A 14,497-nucleotide genomic window follows, 5' to 3' on the forward strand; every position below is an offset into this window, starting at 1 on the left:
GCCTTCCCTCTTGACATCACCACCACCTCTGGCGATAATAGACAGCTAGACAGTGACTTGTACAGTGAGGTCTTCAGCTCATGGCTACACGCCACACGACACCAACTGAGGAGGCCGGTCCACCGGAGCTTCGCTCCCCCGCCTCACTGGCCGATCAGGCCCGCGCCGCCGTCGTCGATATCCTCGAACGCGAAAAACTCCCGCCCGGCAGCCGACTCCCCTCGGTCCGCCAGATCAGCGCCGCCATCGGCATCAGCCGCGCCACCGTCGCCAAAACCCTCGCCGATATGACCCGCGAAGGACTCTTTATAAGTCGCCAAGGCAAAGGCATTTATGTCAATGGCGCGGAGCACGGCGACCGCGCCGCCCTCGAGGTGATCTACTGCCTGGTCTGCGCCTCGCACGTCCGCCAGGCCCCGCAAGACTACCTCGTCCACAGCGCGTTCTGGAGCCAGATCCTCGCCGGCGTCGGCCAAGGCCTGCGCGACCGCGAGAGCGAGATTCCCCTTCGATTCTCCTTCACCGCCGACTTCCTCGCCGAAAAGACCGCCGGCCCCCGCCGACGGCGATGGAACCGCATCGGCCTGATCGTCCTGGGCGATCCTCGCCCGGAGCAGTGGAAGAAGCTGATGACCCTGCGGGCCTCGATGGTGGTCGTCCATGGCCTGAGCCGCACCGATCGGGCCGCCAACGTCCGCGTCGACTCCGCCCTCGGAGCCGCCATGCTCGTGGACCACCTGGTCACCCTCGGCCATCGCCGGATCGCCTTCTGCGGTTCGCTGGAGACCCACCAGGGAATCGACTACGAGAAATCCCTCGGCTTCCGCGAAGCCGCCGTGCGCCATGGCTTGATGCCCGATGACCGCCGTCTGTTCCTGCCTTGCGGACCGAGCCTGGAGGAAGGCTACCGGGTCGCCCAGATTCTTCTGAGCCATCACCCGCGCCCCACCGCCGCCGTGCTGGTCAACGACGACGCCGCCATCGGGGCGATGCGGGCGGTCTGCGACGCCGGACTCTCCGTGCCCAAAGACCTCTCGATCGCCGGCTTCGACAACATCGCCACCGGCAGCTACGTGATCCCGTCGCTCACCACCGTCTCGGTCCGCATGGCCGAACTCGGACGGCTCAGCGTCGACCGCCTCTTCGCCGTCCACCAGCACAACGACCGCAGCGATCAGATTCTCCGGCCGGAGCTGATCGTCCGCGAATCCACCGCACCCGCTACACAGGAGACCGTTTGACGATGCTGCGAACTCTCATGGCAACCTTAACGGTCCTTTTGGCCGCGTCGTGCGGCTCGGCTCTGACGTTTCAGGAAACCTTCGACGACGGCATTGACCGCTGGGAACAAACCGGGGCCGCTGGCAAGCTCGGCCGCGCCGACGGCAAGCTTCGCATCCAGGGCGCCGACGGCCTGGGCGACAACGCGATCACCTACGCCACCGCCAAACAGACTCTCGACGTCGTCAAAGCGGCGCGTGAGGGAAAGACCGTCACCGTTTCCGCCGACGTGGAACTCGGCCCGGCCGGCAAGGACTACACCTGGTGGGGCGAGTTCGCCGGGTTGATGATCCGCTTCGACGAAAAGAACTGGTTCAGGATGGAATACCGCTGCAACTTCGACGAGGGCTATCAGGTCGGCCGGATCTGCGTCTCCGCCATGGCCGACGGCGAAGCGCCGTACATGCAGTGGTCGCAACTCAGCCGCGCCGAGTGGCACAAGACCGCCACGCAACTCCTGTTCCGGATCGACAGCGGCCATCTCTGGTGGCAAGGCGCGCCGCGGTTCAACCTCAAAGCCAGTCAGGGCGCGGGTTTCCGCCACGGCTGGCAGCTCGACCAGCTTCCGCCCGCCCAAATCCTGCTCTTCCAGCAGCTCAACCACGACAAGCCAAACTTCGACCCGTATCCGTACGCCGATTTCGACAACGTCAACATCTCCGACGGAACCGAACCGTCCGCCGCCGAACCCGCCGAGGCCGCCCGCAGTGACGTGATCGTCGCGTCCTTCCAGGAAGGCATCGCCGTCGACGGCGACCTCGCCGACTGGAATCTCTCCAGCCCGCTGATGATCAGCCGCGAGAGCTCGCGCATGATCAACGGCCACGTCGCCGACGACGCGGACTTGCTCGGCCGGCTCTACGCCAGCTTCGACGACGAACGCTTCTACGTCGCCCTCCACGTGACCGACGACGAACGGTCCGGCCCCTTCTCCGGCGGCGCCTCATGGCAGAACGACGGCGCCGAGCTATGGTTCGACTTCGCCCTCGACAGCACCAGCAACGACATGTTCGCCCAGGAGGACGACTACCAGATCGCCGTCTCCTACTCCACCGACGAGCGGGACAATCCGCCCGCGCCCGCCGTCTATGTCTACCGCAACGGCCACAGCGCCCACGTCTACGCCGCCTCGCAGATCGCCTCGAAACCCACCGACGACGGCTACGTGATCGAATGGGCCGCACCATTCGACGCCCTGATCGGCCTCGACGGCCAACCCGGGGAGGTCATCGGCTTCAATATCTCGCTCTGCGATCAGGACCTGGCCCAGGGCCGCTTCTCGCGACTGCTCTGGATGGGCGACACCGAAGCCGACCCGCGCAACTTCGGCTTTATGACCCTCGGTCCCGTCGAACCGCAGCGGCTAAGCGAAATCATCGAACAGGCCAAAAAGACCCGCCGGGGCCAACCGAAACTCCAAGCCAAAAGCGACGATGCCGATGCGCCCAGAATCGACAAAGCCGACTACAAAGGCCCGCCCCAGTTCCTCAGCGTAGAAACCGACGGCGACCAAATCGGCCGATACGAGAAGTTCGAACTCGACGTGGACCTCGCCGCCGAGTTCGATAACCCCTACGACTACGACGACTTCGTCCTCCAAGCCGAATTCACCGCGCCGAACGGCCAGACGACCACCGTCGACGGGTTCTACACCCAAGCCTACCGAATGAGCCTCGGCTACCGCGGCCGCGACAACACCGATCCGGTCGGCGAACCCTTCTGGCAGGTGCGATTCACGCCCACCCAGCTCGGCGAATACCGCTACGTCCTGATCGCCAACGACCGCCAGGGCCGAACCGCCCGAACCGAACCCGCCGCGTTCACTGCCGTCGCCTCACAGCACCGCGGCTTTCTCCGCGTCAGTCCGCGCGACCCGCGCTACCTCGAATTCGACGACGGCTCGCCGTTCTTCAGCCTCGGCTACGGCAACCACGAATGGAGCGCCAGCCCCTCCGACATCATCAACCACAAGCGCCATCAGAGCCAGCTCGCCTTCTACGGCGGCAACACGCTCAGCGTCAACTTCGACACCCTCGCCGACTCGCCCTTCCAGCTCGAAAGCCAGAACACCGGCCTGCGGAAATACTCGCTGCTCAACGCCTTCAAATTCGACTACGCCCTCGACATGGCCCGCAAACGCGGCATCTATCTCCAGCCGTGCATCATGCAGACCGCCAACGGCTTCGGCAAACACTGGGCCGGCAGCCGGTTCAACAAGGTCAACGGCGGACCGTGCAAAGCGCCGGAAGATATCTTCACCAACGACGAGACCCGCGCCCTGGTCAGGAACCGCCTCCGCTATGCGATCGCCCGCTGGGCCTACTCGCCCAACCTGCTCGCCTGGGAACTCTTCAACGAGGTGAATTACACCGACGGCTTCCAGAAGAACATCCAGACCGTTCGCGACTGGCACCGCGAAATGGCGGCCTGGATCAAGCAGCTCGATCCCAACAAGCACCTGGTCAGCACGTGCTTCGGTTCCGGCGACGCCTGCGAGGACGATGAAATCTGGAAGATGGACCTGATCGACTTCACCATCACCCACGAGTACACCAACGACGCGGCGAGCGTCCGCCAGCGCCAGTGGCGAAAACGCACCTTCGGAAAACCCAACCTCGGCGGCGAGTTCGGCATCGGCTACCCCCTGGTCAACGACGCCTGGCAATTCGACCGCGAGGGCATCTTCCTCCACAACGGAATCTGGACCTGCGCGATGGCCGGCTCCGCGGGCAACATCCTCTTCTGGTGGGACGCCCAATACCACGACCCGCTCGACTGCTACGAACACTTCACCGCGTTCCGCCGCTTCGCCGACGGGATCGATTGGCCCGCCCACCAATTCAAGCCGATCGAACTGCTGGCCAACCAGCAGGCGGGGGAAACCCGGTACTTCGATTTCCAGATCGACGCACAACCCGTCTGGGACAAGCCCGCCGCGGTCAAATACATCCTCGCTCGCGGCATCCTCTGGGCCGTCATCCGCGAGATCGACCAATCGATCACCGACCCGCGCGAGGTCGAAGCCGCCGACCGCTTCAAGACCACCCGCATCCCGGGCACCCTCTTCGGCGCCAACCATCCGCAGTTCCAGCGCGACCTGGTCATCATCGTCGAGACCGACCGCGCATCACAAATGGAGTTTCCGCTGACCGCCGTTGAAACCTGTGGGACGTCAATCGAGGTCCTCATCAACGCCAGAGTCGCCGAGTCGCTCGACCTGCCCGACGCCGACGGCAAGAACAACCCGTACGCCGACGAGCTGGACCGAACGCTCACCGTGCCACTCGCCGCCGGCACGACCACCGTCACCCTCCGCAACACCGGCAGCGGATGGCTCGGACTCGGCGGCCCGGTCGTCCGCAACTTCGCCCGAAGCGCCGTCCTCGAACAGGCTCAGGTCTTCGGCCTTCAGGGCGACGGCCTCTCGATCCTGTGGTTCCACAACCGTCAGAACATCTCCGACCGCCACCTCCGCGACGACCCGTCGCTGACGCCCATCGACAACGTCGCCGTCACGCTCCGAAACGTCGCCGACGGCCGATACACCGTCGAATGGTGGGACACCTACCAAGGCGAAATCTTCAAGACCGAAACGGCCGACACCGCCGGCGGGACGCTCACCCTCGCCCCGCCGACCTTCGAAAAAGACATCGCCTGCAAAATCAAAGGACCCCATACGCCATGACTCATCCACATCGCCAAGCCGTCAGCCCAGTACGCCGCGAGTCCTTCACCCTGATCGAACTCCTCGTCGTCGTCGCCATCATCGCTGTGCTGGTCTCCATACTCCTCCCGGCCCTCTCCGAAGCCAGAGAGCGGGCCAGGGAGGTTGCGTGCGGCAGCAATCTCCGGCAAGTCGCCGTAGCCACCGAAGATTACGCCGTCGACTACAACGATTTCCTCATTCCCGCCTACCAGCAACTGACCTTCTCGACGCCGATCAAGTTCAAGTTTTGCTACGAGTTCATCCTGCCCTACGTCGGTGGAAATCACGCGGTCCTGAGCTGCGCCATGGATCCCCGAATTAAATACTGGAAGACCAGCTACGGGCACAACTACTATCCACTGGGGCATGGACGCTTCAGACGCCGCGGGTCGATCCCCACGCCGGCGCAGATCATGTATATCGCCGACAACAACAACGAGGAGAGTGCTCCCTTTTCGCCCGACTGGGACCAGCACATGCTCTTTCCCGACGGATCCAGGGAAGGCGTAACCCAACGCCACCGCGGCGGACCCAACATGCTCTGGGCCGACGGCCACGTCAGTTGGCTGCACAAGTACGATATCCCGTGGCATGCCTGGGGATACTGGTTTGCCGATGAGGAGTAGTGTGTTCCCTTCGGCGAATACAATCCGATCGCGAGGAAGTTTGCTATGCTTCGTCGAAAAACCCGAACCAGCCGCATAGCGACATGCAGCTTCACCTTGATCGAACTCCTCGTCGTCGTCGCCATCATCGCCGTGCTGGTCTCCATCCTGCTTCCCGCTCTCCAGCAGGCGCGGGATCAGGCCCGCGTCGTCAGTTGCGCCAGCAATCTCCGCGGCATCGTCATCGCCTCGCAGATGTACGGCATCGATAACGCCGAGTATCTCCCGCGGCTGGTCGACGCCCTCAGCGACGTCGGCTACTTCGTCGGCAACTCCCGTGACACCGGGCTCTCAGCCCTGGTCAAGAACGGCTACCTCACCTATCCTCGACCATTCTTCTGTCCCGCCGACACCCTCCGCGCCGCATCAGACAGCAGCGAATACTCCCGCGTCCAGTTCGACTGGGACGCCTTCGGCACCCAGCGATGCTCCTACGCCTATCGCGGATGGACGGACGCCTGGCAATGGTTTGGCATCCAGTGGGACTGTCGACTCGGAAGCCCGCAAGGCCTCGGCCGCTATCCCGTCGCCTTCGTCTCCGACGCCTTCACCACCGACTGGTCCAACTGGATCTACTCCCACAACATGGCGGGCAAGGGCTTCGGTTCGCTCCTCCAAGCCGCCCCCAAAGGCTTCAACGTCGGATTCAACGACGGCCGAATCCGCTGGTTCCCCTTCCGCGCCGGAGAAAAGTCATGGGACGGCGCACCGCTGATCCGCAACTGGAACAACTGGATCGAACCGATCTGGACCCCGTACATGCCCCTGTTCTTCCAGCTCTTCGACGGCTACACCATCTGAACATAACACCGCTCATCTCTCCAATGGATTCGCCCGCCAACTCGCCGCGCCCACGTTCGCCATCGCCGTCAGACCCGGCGGCGCCGACATCACAGCCGGTATCCCGCTGACCACTCCCCACGTCGCCGTTCACACCCCCCTTCCTGACCGTGTCGCCGGCTCACCGCCGATCATCACCCGACCGTACGCCTCGCCCTGATTAACCCCCGCGCAAAAGATCAACCTGATGACTTCGCGCCCGTTTACATAGCCATGCCTGCGCCAATACACGCCAGCCGATCGCGCCGCTGTGTCCACCTCGGCGAACGAACCCTCATCCCGCTCCCTCGAATACACCGCCTCCTCACACGCCGCCCACGTCTGCCCGGGCATGGACGCCCGCTACAATATGTGGCTTTCTCGATTCCCGCGACGATCCGGTCCTCACAATCACCACGTCCGCCCGCGCATCCCCCCCAAGCCCGAGCGGTCCCTACCGTACTGCACCACGCGAATAGCCCGACCTACTGCACCTCCCTTGCTGTCAACCCCGCCCCTGGTTTGTATCCCCGCCCCCGACCCTGTGCAATGCCCCCCTGCTGAGGCCCGTCCACGAACAACGCGCCGCCGACCGCCATAAGACCCGACCCGATCATCGATCCGTCCCCACTCAACCCTTGCTCACCCGCCTCCCAAGCGTTATATTCCACTCTAGCACGATTGTGTAACCTGTCAAGAACAATATACACGATCGTGTAATTATAATCAAATGCTACCTTGGCCCCACAAGGCTGACCCGCTATGCCCGCTGATGCCAACAAACCACCCGCTGACCTGATCCAGCGACTCAAGGAGTTGCGGATCCGCCACTACGGCCCCCGCGGCAAGCGCCGCTTCGCCGCCGCCCTCGGCATCCCCCTGAGCACCTACTGCACCTACGAGACCGATCGCCAACCGCCTCCCGCGCTGCTGGTCAAAGTGGCCGAGCTCACCGGCTGCGACCTGAACTGGCTGCTCACCGGCGATCTCGCCTACCGACGCACCCCCGCCCTTGATCCCGATGAGCAGGCCATCGTCCAGCGCCTCGCCCGCCTGATCGCTGGCCGCCCCGAGGCCCGACAGGCCGTCGAGGCCCTCGCCGACCTCCTCGCCGAAGGCCGCCAGGCTCGCCAGCAGGCCAACCCGCATCCCCAGCCGTCGAACCGCGCTATTCCCGTCATCGGTCGCGCCGCCGCCGGCAAAATCGACTTCTGGCCCAACGTCGTCGATGCCGAAGACCTGCCCGACCTGGCCCACCTGGCCCACCAGGCCTCCGACCGCTCAGCGGGCCACCTCATTCCCTCCGAATGCCTCTCCAGCCCCCTGCCCGAACCGCATCAGGCCGATGTCACCATCGTCGAGCTCGCCGACCCCCTGCAAATGGGCCAATTGCCGGTCGATGGGGTGATTTTGACGAAAAATTCCACGTGGAACCTAAAGTCGGTCGCGGTTCGGATCGATGGGGACAGCATGGCCGACCTGCTGCGGGATGGCGACTATGTGATCGCCGACCCCGAGCAACCCCCGGCCGCAGGGCAGCCGGCCCTCGTCATGGTGGCCGGACAGATCGGAGCAACGTGCAAGGTCTACATCGACGATGGCGATACCGTCCGCTTGGTGTCACACAATGAGGCATACCCCTCCACCATAGTGCGAAAAGACCAAATACGCTTCGCATGGCGGATCCTGGCCGCGGTGCGACGCAAAAAGCCGTAGATCGGCGCGTGTTCCACGTGGAACGCGGGTGCGATCCCCGCCGGTTGGCCTGTTCCACGTGGAACAAGCCCGCCCGCCTCCCGGCTATCGCCCCGCCGCCTGTTCCGCACCCAGCGCATCGAGCAGATCACCCGGCGAATACACCCCCGCCAGCAGAACCGGTGCCTTGCCCGGCACAAACACCACGGTAAACGGGATCCCCGTCTGCCCCGTCCACTCCAGCAGCTTCTCAGCCGCCATCTCCTGGGCCGACGGGTCCGCCCGCAGCAACATCACCTCCCCCTCGCCCAGCGCCTCGATCACCCGCCCATTGCGAAACACCCGATACTCCACCGTCTTGCAGTTTACGCACCAGTCGGCGGTGAACTTCACCAGATACGGCTTGCCCGACCCCTCAGCCGCCTCCAACGCCGCCGAATCGAACTCCCGCCACCCCAGTCGCTCCTCCTGTGGCCCCAGCATCCACGCCCCAGCCGCCACCAACACCCCGATCGCCGCCAGCTTCCACGCCCGAGCCGCCCAATCGCTCCGCGCCAGCCACAGCTTGCCCCACAGCCAGATCACAAACGAAAACAGCAGAATATAGAACAAAACCGCCAGAATCCGCTCCTCCGGCAGGGCGGTCACCAAAAACGCCGCCACCGCCAGCAGCAAAAACCCCATCGCCTGCTTGAAGATCTCCGACCACCGACCAGCCGCGGGAATCCCCCCGACGAGCGCCGGCCGGCTCGCCAGCAGCACGTACGGCAACCCCATCCCCACCCCGATCATCAAGAACGTCAGCAACGTCAGCGGCACCGACTGCGTCTGAGCCCACGCGATAGCCGCCCCCAGAATGCCAAAGCTGCACGGCGTCGAGAGCACCCCAGCCAGCACGCCCATACCCAACGCCCCGACAAATGCCCCCGCCCGAGGATGCAGCCCCGCCACGAAGTTTGGCACGCGGATTTCAAACACATCAAACATCCCCAGCGCCAAGCCGACCAGCAGTAGGGCGGTCCCGATTAGAAACGTTGGACTGTAGAACTGCTGACCCCACACGAACGCCTGCTGCAGCATCACCGCGACCACCCCGATCGCCAGGAAAAACAGCAATATCCCGCCGCTGAACGACAGCGCCAGCCAAAACGCCGACCGCTCGTGCTGCTGGGCGTCCTTGACCAACTGCAGCACCTTCAGCGGGATCACCGGCAACACGCACGGCATGATGTTCAGGATCAACCCCGCCAAGAGGGCGATCAGCAACGGAACAAACGCCGGCAGTGCCTGAAGATCGACATCCCAGCCGAAGATCGCCACGCGACTGCCAAACCCCACCGGTGAAGGGCCTTGTCCGTCCAGCTCCACCGAAACCATCGTCATCGGTACGCCCGTATCCCCTGAAACACCACCTACTACGTCCGTAGTAGATATCGTCACTGTCCCGGCCAGTTCCCGGTTCCGCACCGGCAGATAACAGCGGTCCTTTGTGCATGCCTGGTACGTGACCTTCACCGAGACCGCGTGTTCCCCAGCCGTGGCGTCGCCCTTGACCCTGCCCCCCAACCGCAGCGTCACCGCCCCTGTCTCCGGATCGGGCTCCAACACCGCCAATTCCTGCTCCATGAACTCCATCATCGCCACCGGCGGGAACTCCGGCGCCTTCGACCAGTCGACCGGCCCCGGCTGCGAGACCGCCAGTGCCGTGGCGATGTACGGCCGGTCGATCTGCGGACCGTACAGATGCAGCCCCGGCCCAAGCGGCACTCTCACCTCCAGCACAACCGCCTGCCCGGGACTCACCACCGGCGGAACGACCGACACCGACGGCTCACCCGCCTGAGCCATCGCCACCGAAGTAGCCAAACCCGCCGCTATCAGCATCACCAATACGCAGACGAACTGCCGCATCGACCGGACCTCCCGTGGAAAAGCCTACAGTAATTCTAAGCGGACCACCCCCGCCAGTCCTGTCCTTTTCCCCACCATCGCCGCAACGCACGTGGCGACCCACTGCACCCAGCCTACTCCTCAGCCGCCGGGCCACTCGCCGGAGCCGTGGTCGGCGATCCCACCGCCACCTCCAGCAGCACCACCACCTGCCCCTCGTCGCTCGGCTGACTCGCCGCAACCTCCACGCCCCGCGTTGTCGTCAACGCCGGACGGCTTGAAACCGAAGGTGCCGCCGCTATGCCCGCATAAGTAGTTGTGGATACAGCACTTACTATCGCTTCCCGTCCCGCACCCGCCGATCGGAGCTGATCCATCACCTGCTCCAGGTCCGTCAGCCGCTCCGGGGCCAGCGATACGAGCAGCGCCGTGCGATGACGCCGCTCCAGACCCTCCGGTCGCGGCAGCAGCGCATACACCTGCCTCGCCGCTGGGCCGCTGGTCGTCATCTCTCCCGGTGCCACGCGCTCCAGGCCAAGCCCGTCCAGCGTCGAAGCCAGATGATCGCGGGCATACATCCACGAAGCCGTATCCGGCACCCGCACCGAAATCACCCGATCCGCCACCGGCAGCTCCGCCGGTGAAACGTCCTGTGGCTCCGCAACGGGCGTCGCCGGCTGCGTCGCAGCCACCGCGCCCCAAACCGTCGCGATCCCGATTGTCACTTCCTGAGTCGTCGGGGCTCCGGCGAAGGACCCCAAGCGCAATTCGTCTTTCCTCATTAACTCCGTAACCCCCTCTGTGTCTTGCACTTCCAGCTCCGATGGAATCGGCTCGCCGTCCAACGGCCCGTTCCCGTCCACATCCTCGCCCATCGCCAAAGGGGCCCTCGGCACCGGTTCGCTCGGCCCGTCAGCCGGTAATGCCCAATGAACCTCGCTGTCCTTCTTATCCTCCACCGCCGCCATCGGCGGCCCTACCCGCTCTTCAACAACCGCCAGCTTCCTGGCCTCACTCTCCTGCTCGCCTTCCTGCGCAGCGATCGGCCCTCCGCGATGAAAACTCGGCGACCACGCCCCGCTTTGGATCAGCAGCACCGATGCCGAAACGATCAGCACCAGGATCGCCGCCGCCGCCAAGGCCTTGACGAACCGCATCGGCCGCGACGGCGCCGGAGCGGCCAGGGCATCGAGCCCCGAAAGCAACTGGTCACGCTCCACCTGGGCCATCAGCCCATCGGCGATGTCCACCGGTGGGCTCACCTTCCGCGACATCGCCTCGCGAATCGCCTCGTAGTGCTCCAGCTTCCGCTGGCACTCCGGGCACCCAGCCAGATGCTCCTCGACCCGCCGAATGTCCTCCGGCTCAAGCTGCCGGTCGAAATACGCCGAAACCAGCTCAGCCAGCTCGTCGCACGCGTTGTGTTCGTGATCCGCCATCATCGGCCTTCTTCGACGTAAGGGGCCAAAACGCTCCGAAGGGCCTCTCTCGCCCGGAAAACCCGGCTCTTAACCGTCCCTTCTGATATTTTTAAAGTTTCAGCAATGTCGCGATAGCTCATCTGTTCCACTTCCCGCAGCACCAGCGTCTCCCGCAGGTGCGGGTCGAGCGCCTCGATGCCCTGCTGAATGATTTCCGCGGTCTCCCGATTCTCAAGTCGCGCCCCCGGATTCTGCGCCCGGGCCATCTGAGCGGCCTGCGAGTGCTTCAGCAGGTCGTGGGCCTGGGCCGCCACGTGACGCGTCTCCCGCCGCGCACGGTCGTGCATGTCCCGGCTCAGATTAATCATGATCCGCACCATCCAGGTATAAAACCGCGAACGGCGCTGAAACTGCCCGATCCCCTTGAGGGCCCGCAGAAACGTCTCCTGGGTCAACTCCGCTGCGTCGTCGTGTGACCCGCAAAGCCGGTAGCCGAGGTTATAGAGCCGGTCCTGGTAGAATCCGATCAACGAACCGAAGGCGGAGAGCTGGCCCGCCTGGGCCGCCGCAATCAGCTCGGCTTCGTTCGGTTGCACATCCCGCGGGTCGGACACTTTGCGAAAAGCTCCTTCTCCGACAGTTTAGACCAGCCGCAGCCACGAAAGTTCCCACCCATTCTAGCAATCCGCACCCCGCCTGAGAAGGGCGCTCAGAAATCCGGTTCCCCGGCCTCGGCCGCAGGGATCGCGGTGGCCCAGCGGAGCGGCGCCCGATAACGCAGTTCGCATCCGACACAGCACCGGCGCTCGCCAGTGCAAACGGTGATCTATCGAGCAGTGATCAGGTGCGGCACGAGCGGTTTGAGGCTCAGCGTCGCACCGGCCAGCGGCGTTCCTTCGACCAACTCGACCAACGGCTGACCAAAGATTCGACCGAAGCTGACTTCGACCGGCTCGGCGTTGAAGTTCATCAGATAGACCACCCGCTGCCCGGCCACCTCCGCCTCCCGCACCTCGACGCCCGCCGCCGGACCGCCGTTGCCGTCCCGCAGCCGCAGCGCGCCGCGCTTGACTCCAACCTCGTCGATCAGCGCATCGAAGTAGTTCATCCAGGCGACATCGGAAAGGTAGTTCGCCACGTAGTGTACCGCGCCTTTCCCGAAAGACGACCGGCCATCGGCCGCGCGATCCGCCACCAAATCAGCGGTATCCAACTCCCGGCCGTAAGGATCCTGCGTCGCCGAGTCGGCGGTGAGCACCAGCCGCCCGCCGTCGCGGACAAACCGCCGGATCACATCCAGCGTGTCCGGATCGATCCACGGCGAACCGTGCACCACCAGCAGCTTGTAGCCGCTCAGCTTGCCCGCCCGGATCTGATCCTCGGTCACGAAATCAATCGGCGGCGTGTTCAGCCAGTAGAGCCCCTGGTAGGGGGGCAGAAGCATGTTCCACTGCCCCGGCCGATGGATCATCGCCGTGCGGCTGTAGAGAATGGCGACCTCCCCCTTTTCCGTGGCCACCGCGGCGACGTATTCTGCCAGCCTTCGCAGATCGAGCGCCGCCGTCGAGCAGGCGTGCACGCGGTTGGCGTGCTCGTCGATTCCATTGGCATTCGCCGCGTTGTACCCGTCGCGCCACCAGATCCACTGCAGGAACCCGCCCACTCCGTGCGTCGCGCCCAGCCAGTAGCAGGCCTTGATGTAGTCGCCGTCCATGTGTCCCCAATGGCCCAGCGGGATGGTGTGAAATTCGGTCTCCACGCCCGGCACGTCCGGCTTCATCGACCGCTGCAGATCGTACTGCGGCACGCCGCGCCAGAGGGTCAGCGCGGGCGAGCCCGCGTTCGGCCGCAGCACGGTGTCATACTCAAAAAGGTCCAGTACGCGCCCCAGCTCTTCCCGATCGACGCCGCACATGCAGTAGTCGTGCGAATCCAGCAGCGGGTTCATCACCTTCGAGTGGATCCAGCTTCGCCCATCCGTCTTGCGGATCTGATCGGCGCACCAGCCGAGGATCTCGGGCAGACGCCGGAGGTTCTCGCGGTTGTATTCGTACCACAGCCCCTGGCTCACCGACCGGTCGCGCGGAGCGGTGATCGCCTCGAACGAGGTGTAGTCGGTGCTCCACGCCGCGTTGAGCGCATCGATCGTGCCGAACCTGTCTCGCATGGCCTCGCGGAATCGCGCTTCGCCCCGCGAGCACCAGCAGTAGCCGTAGGTCACCTCATTGAACAGCATGTAGTTGGTCTGAGCCGGGAACTGGCGCAGCTCGCGGCCGACGGTCTGGAAGTAGCGCGAGAGCACCTCGCGATGCGCCGGATCGTCGAGGTCGAACGCAAAGCCGGCTGCGCATCCCGGATCGTGCCGCTCGGGCCCGGTGGTCGTCGTGCCCCACCAGTGGAACAGGCCGTAGACCGCGATGCTCAGCTCCGTCGCCCGGCGGTACGCCGCGGGCGCCGACGCGTAGCGCATGAAGCCGTCCGCCCACTGTTCCGGCGGCACGCCGTCGGTGATGTCCTTGACGTTGGGCAGGTTCGCCAGGTTCCACCAGTTAAAGCCGTAGTCGGCGATGACCTTCAGTTCGTCGGCGGTCGTGCCCATCTCGCCAAAGAGCGATCCGACCAGAAACACCGGACCGTGCCGGTCGCGAAAGCAGCCGCCCGAAGCCGTGAGCGTCTCCAGGTCGAGTTGGCGGACCACCTTGGCCCGCGAAGGATCGGCCAGCAGTCTCTCGACCTCATCCAGCGCCTTCGTCAGTTCGGCCAGCACGTAATCGGCGTTCTCATTCGCCCGGTTCCAGAACAGCACCTTGACCGGCCCAACGATCCGCTCGGGCTCAGCCGGCGGCATGGTGTCCGGAATCGGATTGTAATGCCGCTCGCGAATCGTCAAGTCGTGCTCGATCCACGGCAGAAAGTGATCGGCCAGATTCCGCACCGCCGTCAGGTACGGCGCGGGGATCGACCGGTCCCCGCACTGCTTGATCCGCTCAGCCAGACGGTCCCTCGCCTCAACGATCCGC

Annotated in this window: 9 protein-coding genes; 5 read left to right on the forward strand and 4 right to left on the reverse strand. The window is 64.6% G+C overall.

What is annotated here, in order from left to right; translation table 11 throughout:
* The first annotated feature begins 80 nt into the window (after positions 1-80).
* The 5 genes from GXY33_14170 (at position 81) to GXY33_14190 (ending at position 8,187) form a co-directional block, all read left to right on the forward strand.
* The gene (locus GXY33_14170; GenBank protein ID NLX06279.1) at positions 81-1,241 is read left to right on the forward strand and encodes a substrate-binding domain-containing protein; all 1,161 of its coding nucleotides are present in this window, start codon (positions 81-83) and stop codon (positions 1,239-1,241) included.
* 2 nt (positions 1,242-1,243) lie between these two features.
* Positions 1,244-4,966 (forward strand): DUF5060 domain-containing protein, encoded by a 3,723-nt coding sequence (locus GXY33_14175; GenBank protein NLX06280.1) that lies wholly within the window; start codon positions 1,244-1,246, stop codon positions 4,964-4,966.
* Positions 4,963-5,613 (forward strand): DUF1559 domain-containing protein, encoded by a 651-nt coding sequence (locus tag GXY33_14180; protein NLX06281.1) that lies wholly within the window; start codon positions 4,963-4,965, stop codon positions 5,611-5,613. The genes GXY33_14175 and GXY33_14180 overlap by 4 nt, the downstream gene beginning before the upstream one ends.
* Positions 5,614-5,658: 45 nt before the next feature.
* Positions 5,659-6,453: a prepilin-type N-terminal cleavage/methylation domain-containing protein gene (locus tag GXY33_14185; protein NLX06282.1), complete on the forward strand. Its 795-nt coding sequence runs from the start codon at positions 5,659-5,661 to the stop codon at positions 6,451-6,453.
* A gap of 780 nt (positions 6,454-7,233) precedes the next feature.
* Entirely contained in the window at positions 7,234-8,187 is a 954-nt protein-coding gene (locus tag GXY33_14190; GenBank protein NLX06283.1) for a LexA family transcriptional regulator, read from the forward strand.
* 84 nt (positions 8,188-8,271) lie between these two features.
* On the opposite strand, the gene GXY33_14195 is transcribed toward GXY33_14190, so the two are convergent.
* From GXY33_14195 to GXY33_14210, 4 genes are all read right to left on the reverse strand, one after another.
* Positions 8,272-10,077, reverse strand: a complete 1,806-nt coding sequence (locus tag GXY33_14195) for a DUF255 domain-containing protein (protein NLX06284.1) — start codon at positions 10,075-10,077, stop codon at positions 8,272-8,274.
* 113 nt (positions 10,078-10,190) lie between these two features.
* A complete protein-coding gene (locus GXY33_14200; protein ID NLX06285.1) occupies positions 10,191-11,495 on the reverse strand; it encodes a hypothetical protein in 1,305 nt (434 codons plus the stop codon).
* Positions 11,495-12,091 carry a sigma-70 family RNA polymerase sigma factor gene (locus tag GXY33_14205; protein ID NLX06286.1) on the reverse strand — a complete coding sequence of 199 codons (597 nt, stop codon included), beginning with the start codon at positions 12,089-12,091 and terminating at the stop codon, positions 11,495-11,497. The genes GXY33_14200 and GXY33_14205 overlap by 1 nt, the downstream gene beginning before the upstream one ends.
* Positions 12,092-12,303: 212 nt before the next feature.
* Positions 12,304-14,497, reverse strand: a 2,194-nt coding sequence (locus GXY33_14210) for a hypothetical protein (GenBank protein ID NLX06287.1), incomplete at its 5' end; no start/stop codon positions are given.

It is taken from the genome of Phycisphaerae bacterium, assembly GCA_012729815.1.
GTDB lineage: Bacteria > Planctomycetota > Phycisphaerae > JAAYCJ01 > JAAYCJ01 > JAAYCJ01.